Source organism: Paenibacillus sp. FSL L8-0340 (assembly GCF_038593145.1).
Classification (GTDB): Bacteria; Bacillota; Bacilli; order Paenibacillales; family Paenibacillaceae; genus Paenibacillus_AQ.
Genome location: NZ_CP151967.1, coordinates 3418528 through 3432351, shown reverse-complemented (window position 1 = coordinate 3432351; position 13824 = coordinate 3418528). Strand labels below are relative to the sequence as shown.

The following is a 13824-nucleotide window of genomic DNA, read 5'->3' as shown; positions in this document are numbered from 1 at the left end:
CATCCTTTAGAAATCGCTCACTTCACAGCATGATTCCTAGAATGGCCGCAATAACGCCTACAAGCACTGGTATGGCTTCCACCCCATGAATAATGACGGATGGCCAAAAGCTGCGATATCTGACATTTAAAAAGCCGAAAAAAATCGATCCGATGAGAATCATAGGGATATCTGTTATTTTATGCAGGTGGTAAAAAGCGAACAAAACGCCGTTCATGGCCCAATCCCATCTTCCAAAGGCTCCCTTCATCTGCGGCAGCAGAATGCCACGGAAGAACAACTCTTCTCCCAGTAAATAATTAAACAAACAACTGACAAGCGCAATACCGAGCAGATACCAGGCACCGACAAATTCAGGAGCCATCAGATTTTGTATCTTTGTATACTCCTGAGGAGCCATAAACGGGAAAATCCGGTTGAGCGCTTCTCCTACAAACTGGAACATACCTGAGTTTTCAAAGAAAAAAGCGTATAGGATGATTGGAAGCGTAAATGTATAAGCGACTTTGTAAACTTTAAATTTTTTCGGATGAACCGGATGATTCAGCCACAGTCTTTTTTTCAGCTTCTCCCAGCTTAAACTGCCCAGTTCTTTTTTCAAGATGATGACAGATAGTACAAACTGCCAGATCATGCCGACAATCATAAGCATCCAAAAGACAATAAGCGGATGAAAACTGACGATTGGCACCAGAAACGGCATCAGTCCGAATCGAATAAAGAACATTGGCAACGTGACTAAAGCCCATAAACCCAATATTTTTCCAACACTATACTGCTTGATTTCTATTTCGTTATTCAACCTTCCCGCTCCTTCTTGACTAATTTATTTCCCGTAGTAAATATATTTAAGAAGACCGTCATATGATAAGTGACGATCGTCATAAACCATCCGAAAGAAGGAAGTTCTCCCCACAATTGGACGGTGCTTTCGTCGTTCAGTTATTAGCAAAAAAAAACCTCAATCCCGAAGGAAAGAGGGTCTTAAAATGATGTGCTTACTGTGCGATTTTAACTGTAATGCATCTACTATAGATGTTTTCCCAGAACTCGTAACACCGTTTAAAAATACGATTCTACCTTTGCTCATCCTGTTTATACCCCTTATTAGTTGCAATGTACTTACTTACGCCTCTTAGGGCTAGTCCTTCTCAATAACTTCCCTATATAATAAACAACTATTCCAAGTAGCATCAAAACAGTGACTTCTATCATTCTCCACATTGGACTATATGCATTTCCAAATGCGATTTCACGTTGTAGATAATCAAGCGATTTGTACTTATCTACAATATCTGGAACAGAGTTCATTGTAAGATACACCCCTTGAATAAATTGAATAGCATAATAAACAAATACAAATATTAGTCCTACAATTAGTGCTCGAAATAATGGTTTTTTCATAGTGACCTCCTTGTTATCAGTACCTCTTTTCACCCATTTGTAGCATGCATTATTTATGTCGACTTTCCATATAATCTCAATTTCCAATCTCTCTTTATTTCCATTTTAAATTAAAACAGCCTTTTTCAAGAATATACTCTTGATTGGAATTTTTTAAAACTACATCAAATTTTTGATGATACGGGTGCATAAATAAATCATATTGAATTCTACGCTCTTCATGAGATTTTCTTAAATAATTAATATCTGTTCCTCTTTCAGAAACATCACGTATACTCCTTCTCATCAACTCGGTTTCTCCATCCGTATATAAGTAAACTTTCAGGTCATACAAATTTGGGTCTGTAAAGGCTACACTCATGCCTTCCACTATATTTATTTTGTTGTGTGAAGATATTAACGTACTCTTTGTATAATTCGTGCCTATCGTATAAAAATCTAAACCATCTCTTAACATATGAATGTCTCTCTCTAAAGCGAATATATTATGAGCAGCATGGTGACAAGCAGTCATTTTTTCATGATGATGTTCATTGTTATATTCATAGTCGATAAAAGTGTATTTCCTAAGCTGAGAGCTGATAATATAGGGGTCAGTATTAATATAATTCACATCATCATGTTCCAGAAGCTTTAAAAAATTATGGGCAAACGTTGTCTTTCCAGATGCACCATGACCCGAAATCCCAATGATGACTCTTTTAACCTCACCGTTAATCAAATTGGCTATCTTATGTAATACCTGATCCATATTTACCCCCATTTTATTCTATTAATTGATGTTCATTATTTTTTAATTATAAAGCAGTTTCCATACAAAAGTAGGTAATTTGCACAAAAAAAGCGCAGAGTTGTTGGTTTCAACACTACGCTTTTTTGGGTTATGCGGTCATCTTTTTTTTAACTTTCCGAGCTAGTTTTAATGCACCCTGATCGATATATTACATATAATAATGCGACATAATGCGACGAATTGAATCTCCACCACTTAGCTGACGCTTGGAGGGGTGGATGGGTTCGTCCATACCAGGATGCTTTATACGTCAGCTGACGCATCCATTCGCCCCAGGACGCATCTGCGATGGACTTGGAGAGTTTGGGATTTTGAATCATTTTCGCCACACGCAGATGTTCGATGCTGATCGTTTGGCACTCACGGATCAGCTTCGTTGTCATCTTGTGGAGAAAATCGTTCCGGGAATTTGCAGTGTGTTCGTGAATACGGGCAATGTGTTGCTTGGCTTTCTTCCAGTTGGAGCCCCCTGGTGTGCGTCTCGTCAAACGCCGCTGCCACAGCGCAAGCTTTTTCTCGTATTGACGGTAAAACCTGGGGTTGGCAAAATGCTCCCCGCTTGAGCACACAGCGTATTCCTTAAGCCCCAAGTCAATGCCGATATGTGCATCTGCTTGACAAAATACTTATCGCTGGCGTTTTGCCGTACCGTAGCGGACAGTATGCGACCCTCCAGCTTCCGGGAGTTGGCGAAACGCATCCAGCCGAGCTTAGGAAGCTTCAATCGGTTGCCTTCAATGGCGATATTTCCGTTCGTGAATTTCGTGGTGTAGCTTTGTACTGGATGCTTCCGGCTTTTGAAGCGAGGCGCTTGATTTTGCTTTTTGAAAAAGCGGTCAAAGCTATCTGCCACATGCCGAACGGCAGACTGTAAAGCAATGCTATCGACTTCTTTGAGCCAGTCATATTGTGTTTTTAGGACGGGGAGCTGTGTCGCACAGGTCTGATAGGACAAGCCTTTGCCTGTCTCGGCATAGGTTTGGTTCCACTCTTCCAGGAAATGATTGAATACAAAGCGGCAACAGCCAAACATTCGACGAATGAGTTGCTGTTGCTCGGTATTCGGGTAGATGCGGTATTTATAGGCTTGATGAACGATCATGTGCGACACCCCCTTTTGTAGTATTTTCTCACAATATAGCACATATGTTCGCTGAATAGTTGAAAACCGCCGATTCATCTCCGCCTAGAGGTCGGAGTCTTTTCGGCTTTTGAAGATAAAACTATTATAACATGCGACGCTGCGCGCTTAAATGCACACCGTGAACCATATTTTATAATACCAATTGTTCCATGCATCAATTATGGTTAAATTTCCTGATTCCCTTTCCATCAAAGTGTTATATGCCCTCTTGTCTTTTTGAGTTATCGTTTCCCGATAGTTCAATGACTAATTACTTAGTAAAAGTTTCATACCCTCATGGCTAGCAACAAATCCAAGTCGTTCATAGAACCGATGGGCATCTTTACGTTTTTTATCAGTTGTCAGTTGAATTATCCCGCAACCCATTGCTCTAGCCTCATTAATAGCATAACGAAATAAGGACTCTCCAACTCCTGTTCCACGATAATCACTGTCAATACGAACACCTTCAATTTGACCGCGTGTCGTTCCTAATCTTGCAATCCCCGGAATAATTGTAAGCTGAAGACAACCAATAACTTCGTTGTTATCCAAAGCAACGATTATGGAGTTACCAATCTGCTGTTCAATCTTTGCAAAAGCATCACTGTATGCTTTGGGCAGTGGGTGTTCAAAACGCTCACGGGTAGCCCCCAATTCATCATCTGCTAATAAACGGACAATTGCAGGAAGATGGTTTACATTTGCAGTTTTGAATTCCATAAGGACCTCCAATATCTCACTGTTAAATTACTATATTACAATGGTATACCTTATTCAACAATCCCCCCAACGTTGCAGCTTCTTTCACTGTAGCCCCCGTCAGATGAGCAACTATTCCGCTCCCCCCTTAGAAGCTATTACATCTATGTTTGCTTCTAAAGGGAGGTTTTAATCTACTAACCTGCGTAAGCTTTCGTTCCCTGTTAACGGAAAAGTTATTATTAACTTTCTTTTTATAGACTATAAAGATTTTAACTTTAGTGAATAGTTGTTTCGAGAGTTCTGTCCAGATCATGTGATGCTTCTATTATGGCTGGCTCCAAATTACTCAGCCATTCGGAATACTCTAGACATGTTACCATGGATGGATCCTTCCTTAGCTTCTTACATCGCTTCAAATTCTCTTTCCATCCGCCACTAAGATGTAATAGCCCCCAATCTGCTGCCTGGCTTTTAGACAGGATGACACCTTCCTGCCACCAAGCTATAAATTTGGAAGCTAACAGGAGCCAGTCAACGGAATGTAGGCTATTTCCCTTGCCAAACTTCCGCATGCACTTGGCATATTCTTTAAAAAAGCTAATGAACTCTTCCTTCGAGTACGATGGCACATTGTCTAGATGGGACTTACCATACAACAAGATACTCTGCTCCTTGATCGTGTACAGGGTGAACAGGTCTAATTGATTTTCCGTCCAGACGGATTCACGCTTTGTTCCCCACCACAAGCCGCTGCCCTTTTCCCCACTCAGCATACTAATCGTAAGAAAGGCACCCTCAAGCATATCGGTGTAGAGGTTGGGGACCTGTCTATCGACGGATCTTCTAAGAAGGGATGATCTGTAAATGGATCTTTGTTTGTTTAAAAGTTCGATTTCATTTTGGCTAAGGTCCTCACCAATTACAACGAGAAAATCCAAATCCCCGTATCCCGGGGATAAATCATTGTGAATGGCCGAACCGTAAAGGTAAATGCTTCGCAACTTTCTATTAAGAATGGCTCGGATATCATCGACAAATATGGACAAGGTTCGCTCAAGTGTTTCGTCTTCAAAAGATTGGATCAACATTAAGATCGCTCCATTTTGAATTTCTATTTTTAGTTTTTGCCAATACTATAATACCACCATATTGGAACCCTATCTTCTGTTCTATAGTTAGCAAAGGCTGCCGTATGGATCCGCGGCAGCCTGTTCTTGGAATTATGATGGTATAATTTCTACGTTAGTTCAACAATCAATTTATCCACGTGTTCCTAAGCCACCGAATGAATACCTCAGGTTCGTTTGGGTCAATATCCCATCGTCTTTTATAGTCCGACTTTTAATCAAATCATCAATGAGCCGATCGGTTACATCACTGCTCGTTGTTCACTGAACTATCGTTCGCGGCTAGCTCAACCGGTCATACCCATAGATACCTTTATTGCTACTTCAGCCATCTCTTATAGTTTAACAGTAGCTAATCCTATATGTTTAGAAATGGTTTCAGGTTTTTGTGTAATTCTATATAAAACTCGATTTTCTTCTGACACCCGGAACGAATAATGCCCTTCCGGCTTCCTGCAGGGAAGCGAAAGGGCTGAAAAGTTTGTTTTCTCGTTATTTGGAACTTTGTAATCGATTTTTTGAAACGGTTCCTGCTTAATCGGCCTTGTCGGCAGCGTCATAGAGAAGGCAGCGCAGGGCCTGATTCGGATAGCGGAATTCCGCTGTATAGCTGCTTCCGTCTTCCAACAACAGTTTTACTGCTACCATCCCGCGTTTGTTGTTAACCTCGGTATCAGTCAGATATGCTTTGACGATAGTTCTGGTTTCCCCCTGCTTGTCCGTAACGACCTGGGTGGCTTTGTGAATCCAGCTGGCATCCTTTTGAATGGCACTGGCGGCGGCTTTGTCGATGGGAGTTCTTTTCAGTGCCACATTAATTGCTGTCGTATCCATCACGACCCCGGTTTTCGCATCAATTATAACGTGATATTGCCAAAATTCCTTGCCTTGCCCTCGCAGGGTTTGCCACTTATAAGGAGACCAATGAACGCTCCAGGTTGGATGTTTGTCCAGTCTTAGTTCATCTAGAATAACTGTCGTTTGCAGCTTGGAAATATCGGCATCAAACAGCTTGCGCACACTTTCAGCCGCCAGCGCCTGCGCTTCAGCCTTGCTGAATTCCTGCGGCAGGGGGGGCGCCGTCACAGTTCGTTTGGACGAGATGTAATTGACCCGATAGGCCCAGTCAATCAGCTGCAGCAGCTCTTCATCGGTCAAACTCCGCTCCGGGTATGTGTATGTATTGGTCTCCAAATCCAGATACATTTCTGCCTGCCCCGGCTTTAACGGCAGCTGCTGTTTGGGGCGGAGCCCATCATACACATACTGGTCATCCAGAACCAGTCTGCGTTTCCCTTCTGATTCGGTCATTTCCCGGCCTGAAGTATGAGGATCGCCCGGCTTGTCTATGAAGTCATAGATCTGCTGGATTTGCGCCTCAGTCATCTGCTTAAGCAGGTCTTCTTTCACAGTGGACACCGGCGCCGGTGCCTCCACTTTCAGCACAGGGACGGTGCTTCCGGTTAAAGCCAGCTGGGCACTACCCTGAATTTCCGGACTGTTCTTGGCGACGACTGCGGAGTTCACAAAGCTTGGGACGAGAGTCGCACTAACTGCGAGCACGGCTGCTGAGAATAGGATAACAGCTAACGTAGCGGACACTTTGTTCTTGCTCAATTGTATTACCTCCATTGGGATCAAAGATGTTAAATCTGTCTATACCTTAATCCCAAGATGTTATGGAGTAGGAGGACAGTTGTTATGGAGTTGTAAAAAGATGCGGATGCTTGTCCCTTCACCAAGAACAGACTGCAGCTCAACTCTGGCTTGATGCGCCTCGGCAATTTGGCGGCACAAGGAGAGCCCGAGACCGGCATTGCCATAGGTCCGTGAACGTGCCGGGTCTGCCCGATAGAACGGCTCGAAGGCACGCTTGCTCTGTTCCGCCGTCATCCCGCTTCCGCTGTCACGCACTTCCAGCACAGCTTCCCCGTTCTGATTATAGGCTAGCAAGCGGATCTGGCAGCCTGGCTTTGAAGCATGCATGGCATTTTCGATCAAATTCACCAGAAAGGATGCCAGCAGATCCGCATCTCCCCACACGGTGGGGATGGAGCTGTCAATCTGTAACAGTATTCCGTTCTCTGTTAATTTTTGCTGTTCCGTCTGCACTACCGCCTCGAACAGTCCGGAAACATCCACCTCTGACTGCACCAGAGGCTGGTGCCGGAGGACTGACAAATCAAGCAGCTTAAAGGCAAGGTTCTTCAGCCTGACCGTTTCACTCCAAATATAGCGGCCGGCCTTTATCTGTTCTTCCTGGCCAATGTTCGCCGAAGTGAGAAATTCAGCGAATCCCTGCATACTGGTCAGCGGTGTACGCAGTTCATGGGCAAGATTATCGACCATCCGCTGTTTATCCTCGGCCATGTCGGAGAGATCAGTCATCCGCTGCTCCACCACCGAAGCCATCCGGTTGAAATTGAAGGCCAGTTCCCCGAATTCATCTCTGCTATGCAGCTCCACACGGTTTGAATAATCACCTTCGGCAATCGTCTTGGTCGTCTCCGACAGCTGCTTGAGCGGCTTGGTCAGTTGGCGGATAAGGAGATAGAGCAGCAGCGCCAGCACCGGACCTACAATCCAGTTAATCATTACAAAGAAGCGGTTCAGCTCCTGCTGCTGGGCATACAGCCCGCTGATGTCGCGCTTATAGGCAAGCTCCAAATGCTGGTAAGGAGCAGGAAGCGGCATGGATAACCGGATGGTATGTTCATCCTGCATACCGTCCTTTCTGCCCGTATTCGGGTAGATTAGCCGTCCGTTCTCCCGCAGCTCCAAGCCAATTCCTTGTGTACGGTAGTGTTCACCATATGACTCAGCCACACTGAGCAGCAAGACAGGGGTGAGGGTGATGCCCCGTGCCAGGATAGAATCAAGATTCTCGTATATATTATTGGCAATCAGCAGCTGCTCGCTGGCCGCCCGCTTGGTCTCGCTGGCCATGTTCAGCTGCCAGCTTTTTTTCATCACCATAATTACACTTACATCGAGGGCTGCTATGAAGAGCACGAGGACGGAGAGGAGAATCTTATGCCAGAACCGCATGGCTAGACCTGAACTTCCAGGCGGTAGCCCAGCTTGAATACGGTTTTGATTCGTTCTTCCCAGCCTAGTTTTTTGCGCAGCTGACGGATATGGACATCCACGGTGCGGGTGTCGCCGGCAAAATCATAACCCCAGGCCAATTCAAGCAGTTTTTCCCTCGAGAGGGCTATATTCCGGTTGCGGATCAATACTTCGAGCAGCTCAAATTCCCGGGTGGTCAAATCCACCGGCAACTGGTCTACCCGGACCTGACGTTCCGGAAACCGGACCTCCACCTCATCGCAAATAAAAGCAGAGGCAGTTTGTTCATTCCTGCGCAGAACGACATTGATACGGGCCAGCAGCTCAAGGATTTCAAAGGGTTTAATAATATAATCATCCGCACCTAACTCGAACCCTTTGATGCGGTCTGCCAATGCATTTTTGGCCGTAATCAGAATTACCGGAATCCGCAAGTGGGCAATCTGCTGCATCACTTCAAACCCGTCCATACCGGGAAGCATCACATCAAGCAGAATAAGATCCGTTCGCTCCTGTTCTAGAATTCCTGAAACCTCTGAACCGGTATAAACTTTGGAATATGTGTGTCCGACCAGCTTAAGGTTCATGGTAATCAAATCGCTGATCGGCTGTTCATCTTCAACCACTAGTATATGGGCCATCCACTGAATATCCTCCTGATTCCTAAAATAGCGAAAATTTCTGTTCGCATAGACTTCATCCGCTAGCATCAGCTTACAAATTTAGCGCGAATTCTTTACAATCCGTATCGATAAAGCCTCAGTCGACCAGCACAATATAGATCATATTCAACCCTTCTTTCCTGTGTTGTTAACTATTTACACTTTAACATACCAGATTTCAGAATTCTTCATGACTCTTTCGGTTTGGCGCTGGAAGTCACGTTTAAGTCTTTTTTTTGCAGAAGGTAACTGGCAGACAAAAAAAACTAAAGGATGGAAATTTTGAGATTAAAAAAGTCTTTTCTGATTGCTAGTGGCAGAGGGATCCGCTATAATTTAATAAATTCCAATGCGAAAGGTGTGATTTAGATGGGCAAAGATATCAAATCCAAAGGAATCCCCAGACCATTGGTCAAAACCAACCAGGCAGTTATCGTGATCTCCGTACTATTAACCTGGCTTACAGGACAACATTGGATACTTGCGATTCCCCTAGCCGCCGGCTTGTCCGGTTTACTGTTCGGATACAATCCCGTGATGAAGGTTGGGGTAAATTTCCTCAAGAAAGAACGCTCTGCTTATGTGCACGAAGATTGGGAGCAGCAGCAATTTAATCAAAGTATAGCCGTCTTCTGTCTTGCCGCTGGTCTGATCAGCTTCCTGGCAGGCTGGAATATTGCCGCATATAGCTTCACCGCATTGGTAGCGGTCGCAGCAACTGTCGCTATTCTTGGATTCTGCATTGGCTGCTTTATCCATTACCAGTGGAGAATGTACAACTACAGACGCAAACAGGGAAGCACTCAATAACGCTGTATAGCGTGTAATGACAGCAGCCGCAGCAGACATTGTTACCGGCAACAACAAAACAAGCAGCAATGAGACCTGGGTCTTCACTGCTGCTTGAGACTGGCATTGAATGTGCTGGCCAACTCCTGCCACAGGTTATTTCCTCTCTTCGTCGCCCGCATCATCCCAGCGATGGCGAAATTTCTCAAGCCTTGGATGAACAGTAGATGGAGTTTCGCTCAGAATAAGCCGAAGCTTCACGATCCACTCCTCAAAGGAGGAATAAGAAGCAAACAAATTAGCCATCTCTGGTGTCAGATACAGGAAATACGGCGAAGGATACACGTCGCTAATATGACGGAGCGCAGAATCGAGCGGCGTATATTTCTTCCGTTTTCCCTCCAGTGTTTCCACAGTGATAAATGAAAGTCCCTGTTCTCTTCTCCACTCATGCAAACGGTCTTCCCGCTTATAATAAGCCTGTACAGGCTCCTTCGTCATCCGCCTTACTGTTTCTTCATGCAACGGATACAGCACCAGCTTGGTGAATTTGCGCTCCGTAGCCGTCCGGGCTGCCTCAGCCAGCTCCTGATCACTTATATGCTCAAAGGAATCATAGAAAACTAGCGTTCCTTTGCGTTCGCTGGCCGGTGGTTCATAGCCATAGGGTACATGCTGGATCTCTCGTTTCATTTTCGCCCTCCTGCTTGTTCTGTCCGCTCTATATAGCATAGCATGCGCTATTTTGATCGGAATTAAATGTTTTATGATTTGGTTTTGATTAAAAAGAGCGTCAGGTCATCGTCCACACAAATTTGGCTTCCTGGAACTACGGGCATATCGTTATACATTATCCCTCTGCCGTCGGGGACAAAGCCGCGCTTGATGTACATTCTTTGTGCAGTGCCATAGTCAGCATACAACCCGAAGCCTATACCTATCGTGTCCGACTGCATAAATGCCTCTTTTTCCAGCGCCTCGATAAGCAGACTTCCTATGCCCAGCTTGCGGAGCGGGGGGATAATGTCAAAGTTCTGGATTTCAGGGATTCCGTGCTCTCTAAAGTATGGGTACTGCGGGTGAAGCACCACATGGCCCCAGCCTGCAAGCTTACTCTCAAGAAACACCAGGAGCGTCACTCTTTCTTTACTACGGTTTTCTTCCCAGCAGCTTTTGATATACTCTAGTGGTTTACTGATATCGTGATCAAATAAACCTTCATAGATCATCTCTATGTCTTCTTGGGTCATAGGACGGATCTGTACAGGTAAACTCATGGCATGTCTTCCTCCATTCAAGCAGAATGCTGCTTTTTTTCAGTGTTTGCTATTCACTCTGCTGTCCATTAATCTGTTTATAGATATGAGTATCGGGAATAGATGTATAAACAGACGAGATGGGCTGTTCCGTTGGATCTTCACTTTCCGGCAGTGCTTGGGCAAACTTAACAGGCTCCTCAAATCGGATTACATAGTCCATTTCTGGAGCGGAAAGCGGCTGTTCGATATCATTTTCGATTTTATCAATACTCCAGTGTGATAGATTTAAGCTTCATTCCTGAACCTTCTTATACGCGTAGTATGCAGCCCCCAGCGTTCCGGCCCTGCTGCCAAGCTGAGCCTGAACAATCCTGCATTTGCCGCCCGCCAGTTTCAGTGCATGCGCATTTACCGTTTCCCGGGCGCTGCGCAGCAGCCTGTCCCCTGCCGCCGCCATTCCCCCGCCGATAATGACCACGTCCGGGTTCAGCAGATTAATGACATTGGCCAGTCCAAACCCAAGCAAAACCCCTGTCTCATGCATCACCTCGACAGCCAGGCTGTCCTCAAGATCATACGCCTCAGAGATCATCAGAGCGGTTATGGCATCATTATTACCGGTTGTCCACGTCTGAATGATGCTGGTTCTGCCTTCACCCAGCTTTTCCTTAAAAGTGTTGACCATGCCTACAGCGGACACGTACCTCCCAAGACAGCCGGAGCTTCCGCAGCGGCAAGGGCGACCGTTCCTGTACATGTTCATATGCCCGATTTCCCCGGCACTGAAGGTAGTACCGTAAAGCACCGTGTCCTGAGCGATGATTCCTGAACCTAGTCCCGTTCCTAGCGTAAGCAACACCTGATTTCTATACCCTCTGCCTGCGCCAAACTGCCATTCACCGTACAGGTTGGCTCGCACATCGTTATCGATAAATACAGGAAAGCTGAAGAACTTTTTCATTTCATTTACAATATGTATGTTTTCCCAATCCGTAAAATTGGGAGAGAAGATGGACAGTCCCTCTTCCGGATCAAGCAAACCGGGGACACCCATTCCCATGCATTGGATCTGCTCCAAAGCAACTCCATGCTCCTCCGTCAGCAGATGAACCGCATTTCGGATCCGTTCGAGCACAAATGCCGGTCCTTTCGCGGCTTCAGTAGCCGTTGACAATTCCCGGATTACTGTAAAATCGGTATCAAACAGTCCTGCTTTGATATTCGTTCCACCCAAATCTACCCCAAGGATATATGATTTCATCCAGTACCTCCTCAATTCCGCCAATTTCATTTTTATGTTAGTGATGATCTTTCAACTTTTTCAAAACCCTACAAGTGCCATATCAGTGCAAGCCCATTGTCTTCGCATCGGCTTCCGCCCTGCGGATCGCCTGCACCCCGCTCTCCAGCTGGCTTTCCGTAAGATTGGAGTAGCCCAGCAGAAATACGGGCTTCTGCGGCTTGGAGCCCACGAAGTATGAAGAGGCTGGATAGATACGTACGCCATACCGAAGCGCAGCTGCCGCTATATCATTTTCATTTGCCGGTGAATCCAGCTCAACCAGCACATGCAGGCCTGCCTCTTCACCAAACGTACACACCCGCGGGCCAAACTCCTTCTTCAGACTGTGAAGCAAACAACTTCTGCGCCCGGCGTAGAGCTTATTCATTCGGGCAACATGACGGGCATATTGTCCAGACTTCAAAAATTCAGCCAGCGCTTCCTGATCCAGAGCAGGAGACATCCGGTCGGCAAGCCATTTGACCGCCAGAAATCCCGGGATCATGGATGGGGGCAGGATAATATAGCCTATGCGGAGCGCCGGAAACAGGATTTTGCTGAAGCTGCCGATGTAGGCCACCCTGCTGCCGGAATCCAGACCGGCAAGTGCTGACAGCTTCGGACCATCGTATCTGTATTCGCTGTCGTAATCATCTTCAATAATTAATGCGTCATGCGACTTTGCCCATCTCAGAAGCTGAATCCTGCGGCTTAATGACATCGTTGCCCCGAGCGGGAACTGATGGGATGGCGTGACATAAATCAGCTTTGGAACCTTGCCCTGACCTGTTTCAGCCGCTTGAAGAACACGTTTGTCGAAGTCTTCAACGGTTATGCCTTCCTCATCCACCGTTACCGGTATAATCTCAGCGCCGGAGAACCTGAATATTTCGCGTATCGTATGGTGGGTGGGATCTTCCATAATCACGCCGTCGCCTTTGCTCAAACATAACCTCGCCAAAATATCCAAAGCCTGCGTTGCCCCCGCTGTAATCACAATTTGCTCAGCAGTCACGGGAATGGAACGTGTTGAACGCAGCAGCCGGGCAATTTCCTGGCGCAAGGAAAATGAGCCTTCCGCAGGTCCATAGCCCAGTGTCTGAGGTGTGGCGCTGCGGCAGGCGTTCATGAGCGCTTTCTGCCAGCTGTCCATGGGAAAGGCATCCCAGGCAGGCACACCATGGCGGAAATCACAAAACACGGCACCAGGGCCTGCATGATCCATGATTGGATCAGGTATAAGCAAAGAGAGGTCCAGTTCATTCTTTAAGTGAACTTGCCGGTCCTCCTGCACTGTCATTTCCATGGCAGGGTCATCGCCTGATGAACCGTGCTCAGACTGCAGACCCGTAACGAACGTTCCCGCACCTTTGCGCATTTCCAGGTAGCCTTCCGCTTGAAGCAGCTCATATGCCTGCAGAACCACGCTTCGTGAGAGGGATAACTGCTTAGCCAGCATTCTCGTTGGCGGCAAAGGATCGCCTCCACTTAAAGCTCCGGAATGGATAGCTGTCCGAATCTGCTCATAGATCTGCCGGTTTAAAGGTACTGCCCTATCTCTGTCCAGCGTGATCAGCAGCTCATGCTTCATCGGTCACCCCTCCACATTTT

General features: G+C 46.1%; 16 protein-coding genes and 1 pseudogene. 1 reads left to right on the top strand and 16 read right to left on the bottom strand.

All coding sequences use genetic code 11. The features are described 5' to 3' along the window. Positions 1-22 precede the first annotated feature (22 nt). From NST07_RS15470 to NST07_RS15420, 11 genes and pseudogenes are all read right to left on the bottom strand, one after another. Entirely contained in the window at positions 23-802 is a 780-nt protein-coding gene (locus tag NST07_RS15470) for a CPBP family intramembrane glutamic endopeptidase (RefSeq protein ID WP_341092860.1), read from the bottom strand. Between the two features lie 213 nt (positions 803-1015). After that, positions 1016-1090, bottom strand: a pseudogene (locus NST07_RS15465) (chemotaxis protein); the annotation flags it as partial. A gap of 32 nt (positions 1091-1122) precedes the next feature. Further along, positions 1123-1491 (bottom strand): hypothetical protein, encoded by a 369-nt coding sequence (locus NST07_RS15460; protein ID WP_342481842.1) that lies wholly within the window; start codon positions 1489-1491, stop codon positions 1123-1125. 7 nt (positions 1492-1498) lie between these two features. Then, positions 1499-2155, bottom strand: coding sequence for a phosphoribulokinase (locus NST07_RS15455; RefSeq protein ID WP_341092857.1), 657 nt, complete (start codon positions 2153-2155; stop codon positions 1499-1501). Positions 2156-2304: 149 nt separating this feature from the next. Next, a complete protein-coding gene (locus tag NST07_RS15450; protein ID WP_342481952.1) occupies positions 2305-2766 on the bottom strand; it encodes a transposase in 462 nt (153 codons plus the stop codon). Next, complete coding sequence (locus NST07_RS15445; protein ID WP_341378463.1) at positions 2682-3299, bottom strand: RNA-guided endonuclease TnpB family protein; 618 nt, start codon at positions 3297-3299, stop codon at positions 2682-2684. Before NST07_RS15445 ends, NST07_RS15450 begins: the two co-directional genes overlap by 85 nt. A gap of 288 nt (positions 3300-3587) precedes the next feature. Next, on the bottom strand, positions 3588-4043 hold the full coding sequence (locus NST07_RS15440) for a GNAT family N-acetyltransferase (RefSeq protein WP_341378462.1): 456 nt from the start codon (positions 4041-4043) through the stop codon (positions 3588-3590). A gap of 257 nt (positions 4044-4300) precedes the next feature. After that, positions 4301-5113: an aminoglycoside adenylyltransferase domain-containing protein gene (locus NST07_RS15435; protein ID WP_341378461.1), complete on the bottom strand. Its 813-nt coding sequence runs from the start codon at positions 5111-5113 to the stop codon at positions 4301-4303. 573 nt (positions 5114-5686) lie between these two features. Then, complete coding sequence (locus NST07_RS15430; protein WP_341092854.1) at positions 5687-6769, bottom strand: hypothetical protein; 1083 nt, start codon at positions 6767-6769, stop codon at positions 5687-5689. Positions 6770-6829: 60 nt separating this feature from the next. Beyond that, positions 6830-8200 (bottom strand): HAMP domain-containing sensor histidine kinase, encoded by a 1371-nt coding sequence (locus tag NST07_RS15425; protein WP_342481841.1) that lies wholly within the window; start codon positions 8198-8200, stop codon positions 6830-6832. Between the two features lie 2 nt (positions 8201-8202). Next, a complete protein-coding gene (locus NST07_RS15420; RefSeq protein WP_342481840.1) occupies positions 8203-8862 on the bottom strand; it encodes a response regulator transcription factor in 660 nt (219 codons plus the stop codon). A gap of 390 nt (positions 8863-9252) precedes the next feature. Between NST07_RS15420 and NST07_RS15415 the strand changes: the two genes are divergently transcribed. Continuing rightward, positions 9253-9693 carry a DUF4395 domain-containing protein gene (locus tag NST07_RS15415; protein ID WP_341092851.1) on the top strand — a complete coding sequence of 147 codons (441 nt, stop codon included), beginning with the start codon at positions 9253-9255 and terminating at the stop codon, positions 9691-9693. Between the two features lie 135 nt (positions 9694-9828). Here the strand turns inward: NST07_RS15415 and NST07_RS15410 are convergent, their stop codons facing one another. The 5 genes from NST07_RS15410 to NST07_RS15390 all read right to left on the bottom strand — a co-directional run bounded on the left by NST07_RS15410 (position 9829) and on the right by NST07_RS15390 (position 13804). Next, entirely contained in the window at positions 9829-10365 is a 537-nt protein-coding gene (locus NST07_RS15410) for a hypothetical protein (protein WP_341092850.1), read from the bottom strand. A gap of 71 nt (positions 10366-10436) precedes the next feature. After that, a complete protein-coding gene (locus tag NST07_RS15405) occupies positions 10437-10949 on the bottom strand; it encodes a GNAT family N-acetyltransferase (RefSeq protein WP_341092849.1) in 513 nt (170 codons plus the stop codon). A 49-nt stretch (positions 10950-10998) separates the two neighbouring features. Continuing rightward, positions 10999-11151: a hypothetical protein gene (locus tag NST07_RS15400; protein WP_341092848.1), complete on the bottom strand. Its 153-nt coding sequence runs from the start codon at positions 11149-11151 to the stop codon at positions 10999-11001. A gap of 72 nt (positions 11152-11223) precedes the next feature. Continuing rightward, on the bottom strand, positions 11224-12192 hold the full coding sequence (locus NST07_RS15395) for an ROK family protein (protein WP_341378457.1): 969 nt from the start codon (positions 12190-12192) through the stop codon (positions 11224-11226). An 82-nt stretch (positions 12193-12274) separates the two neighbouring features. Further along, the gene (locus tag NST07_RS15390; protein WP_342481839.1) at positions 12275-13804 is read right to left on the bottom strand and encodes a PLP-dependent aminotransferase family protein; all 1530 of its coding nucleotides are present in this window, start codon (positions 13802-13804) and stop codon (positions 12275-12277) included. Positions 13805-13824 lie beyond the last annotated feature (20 nt).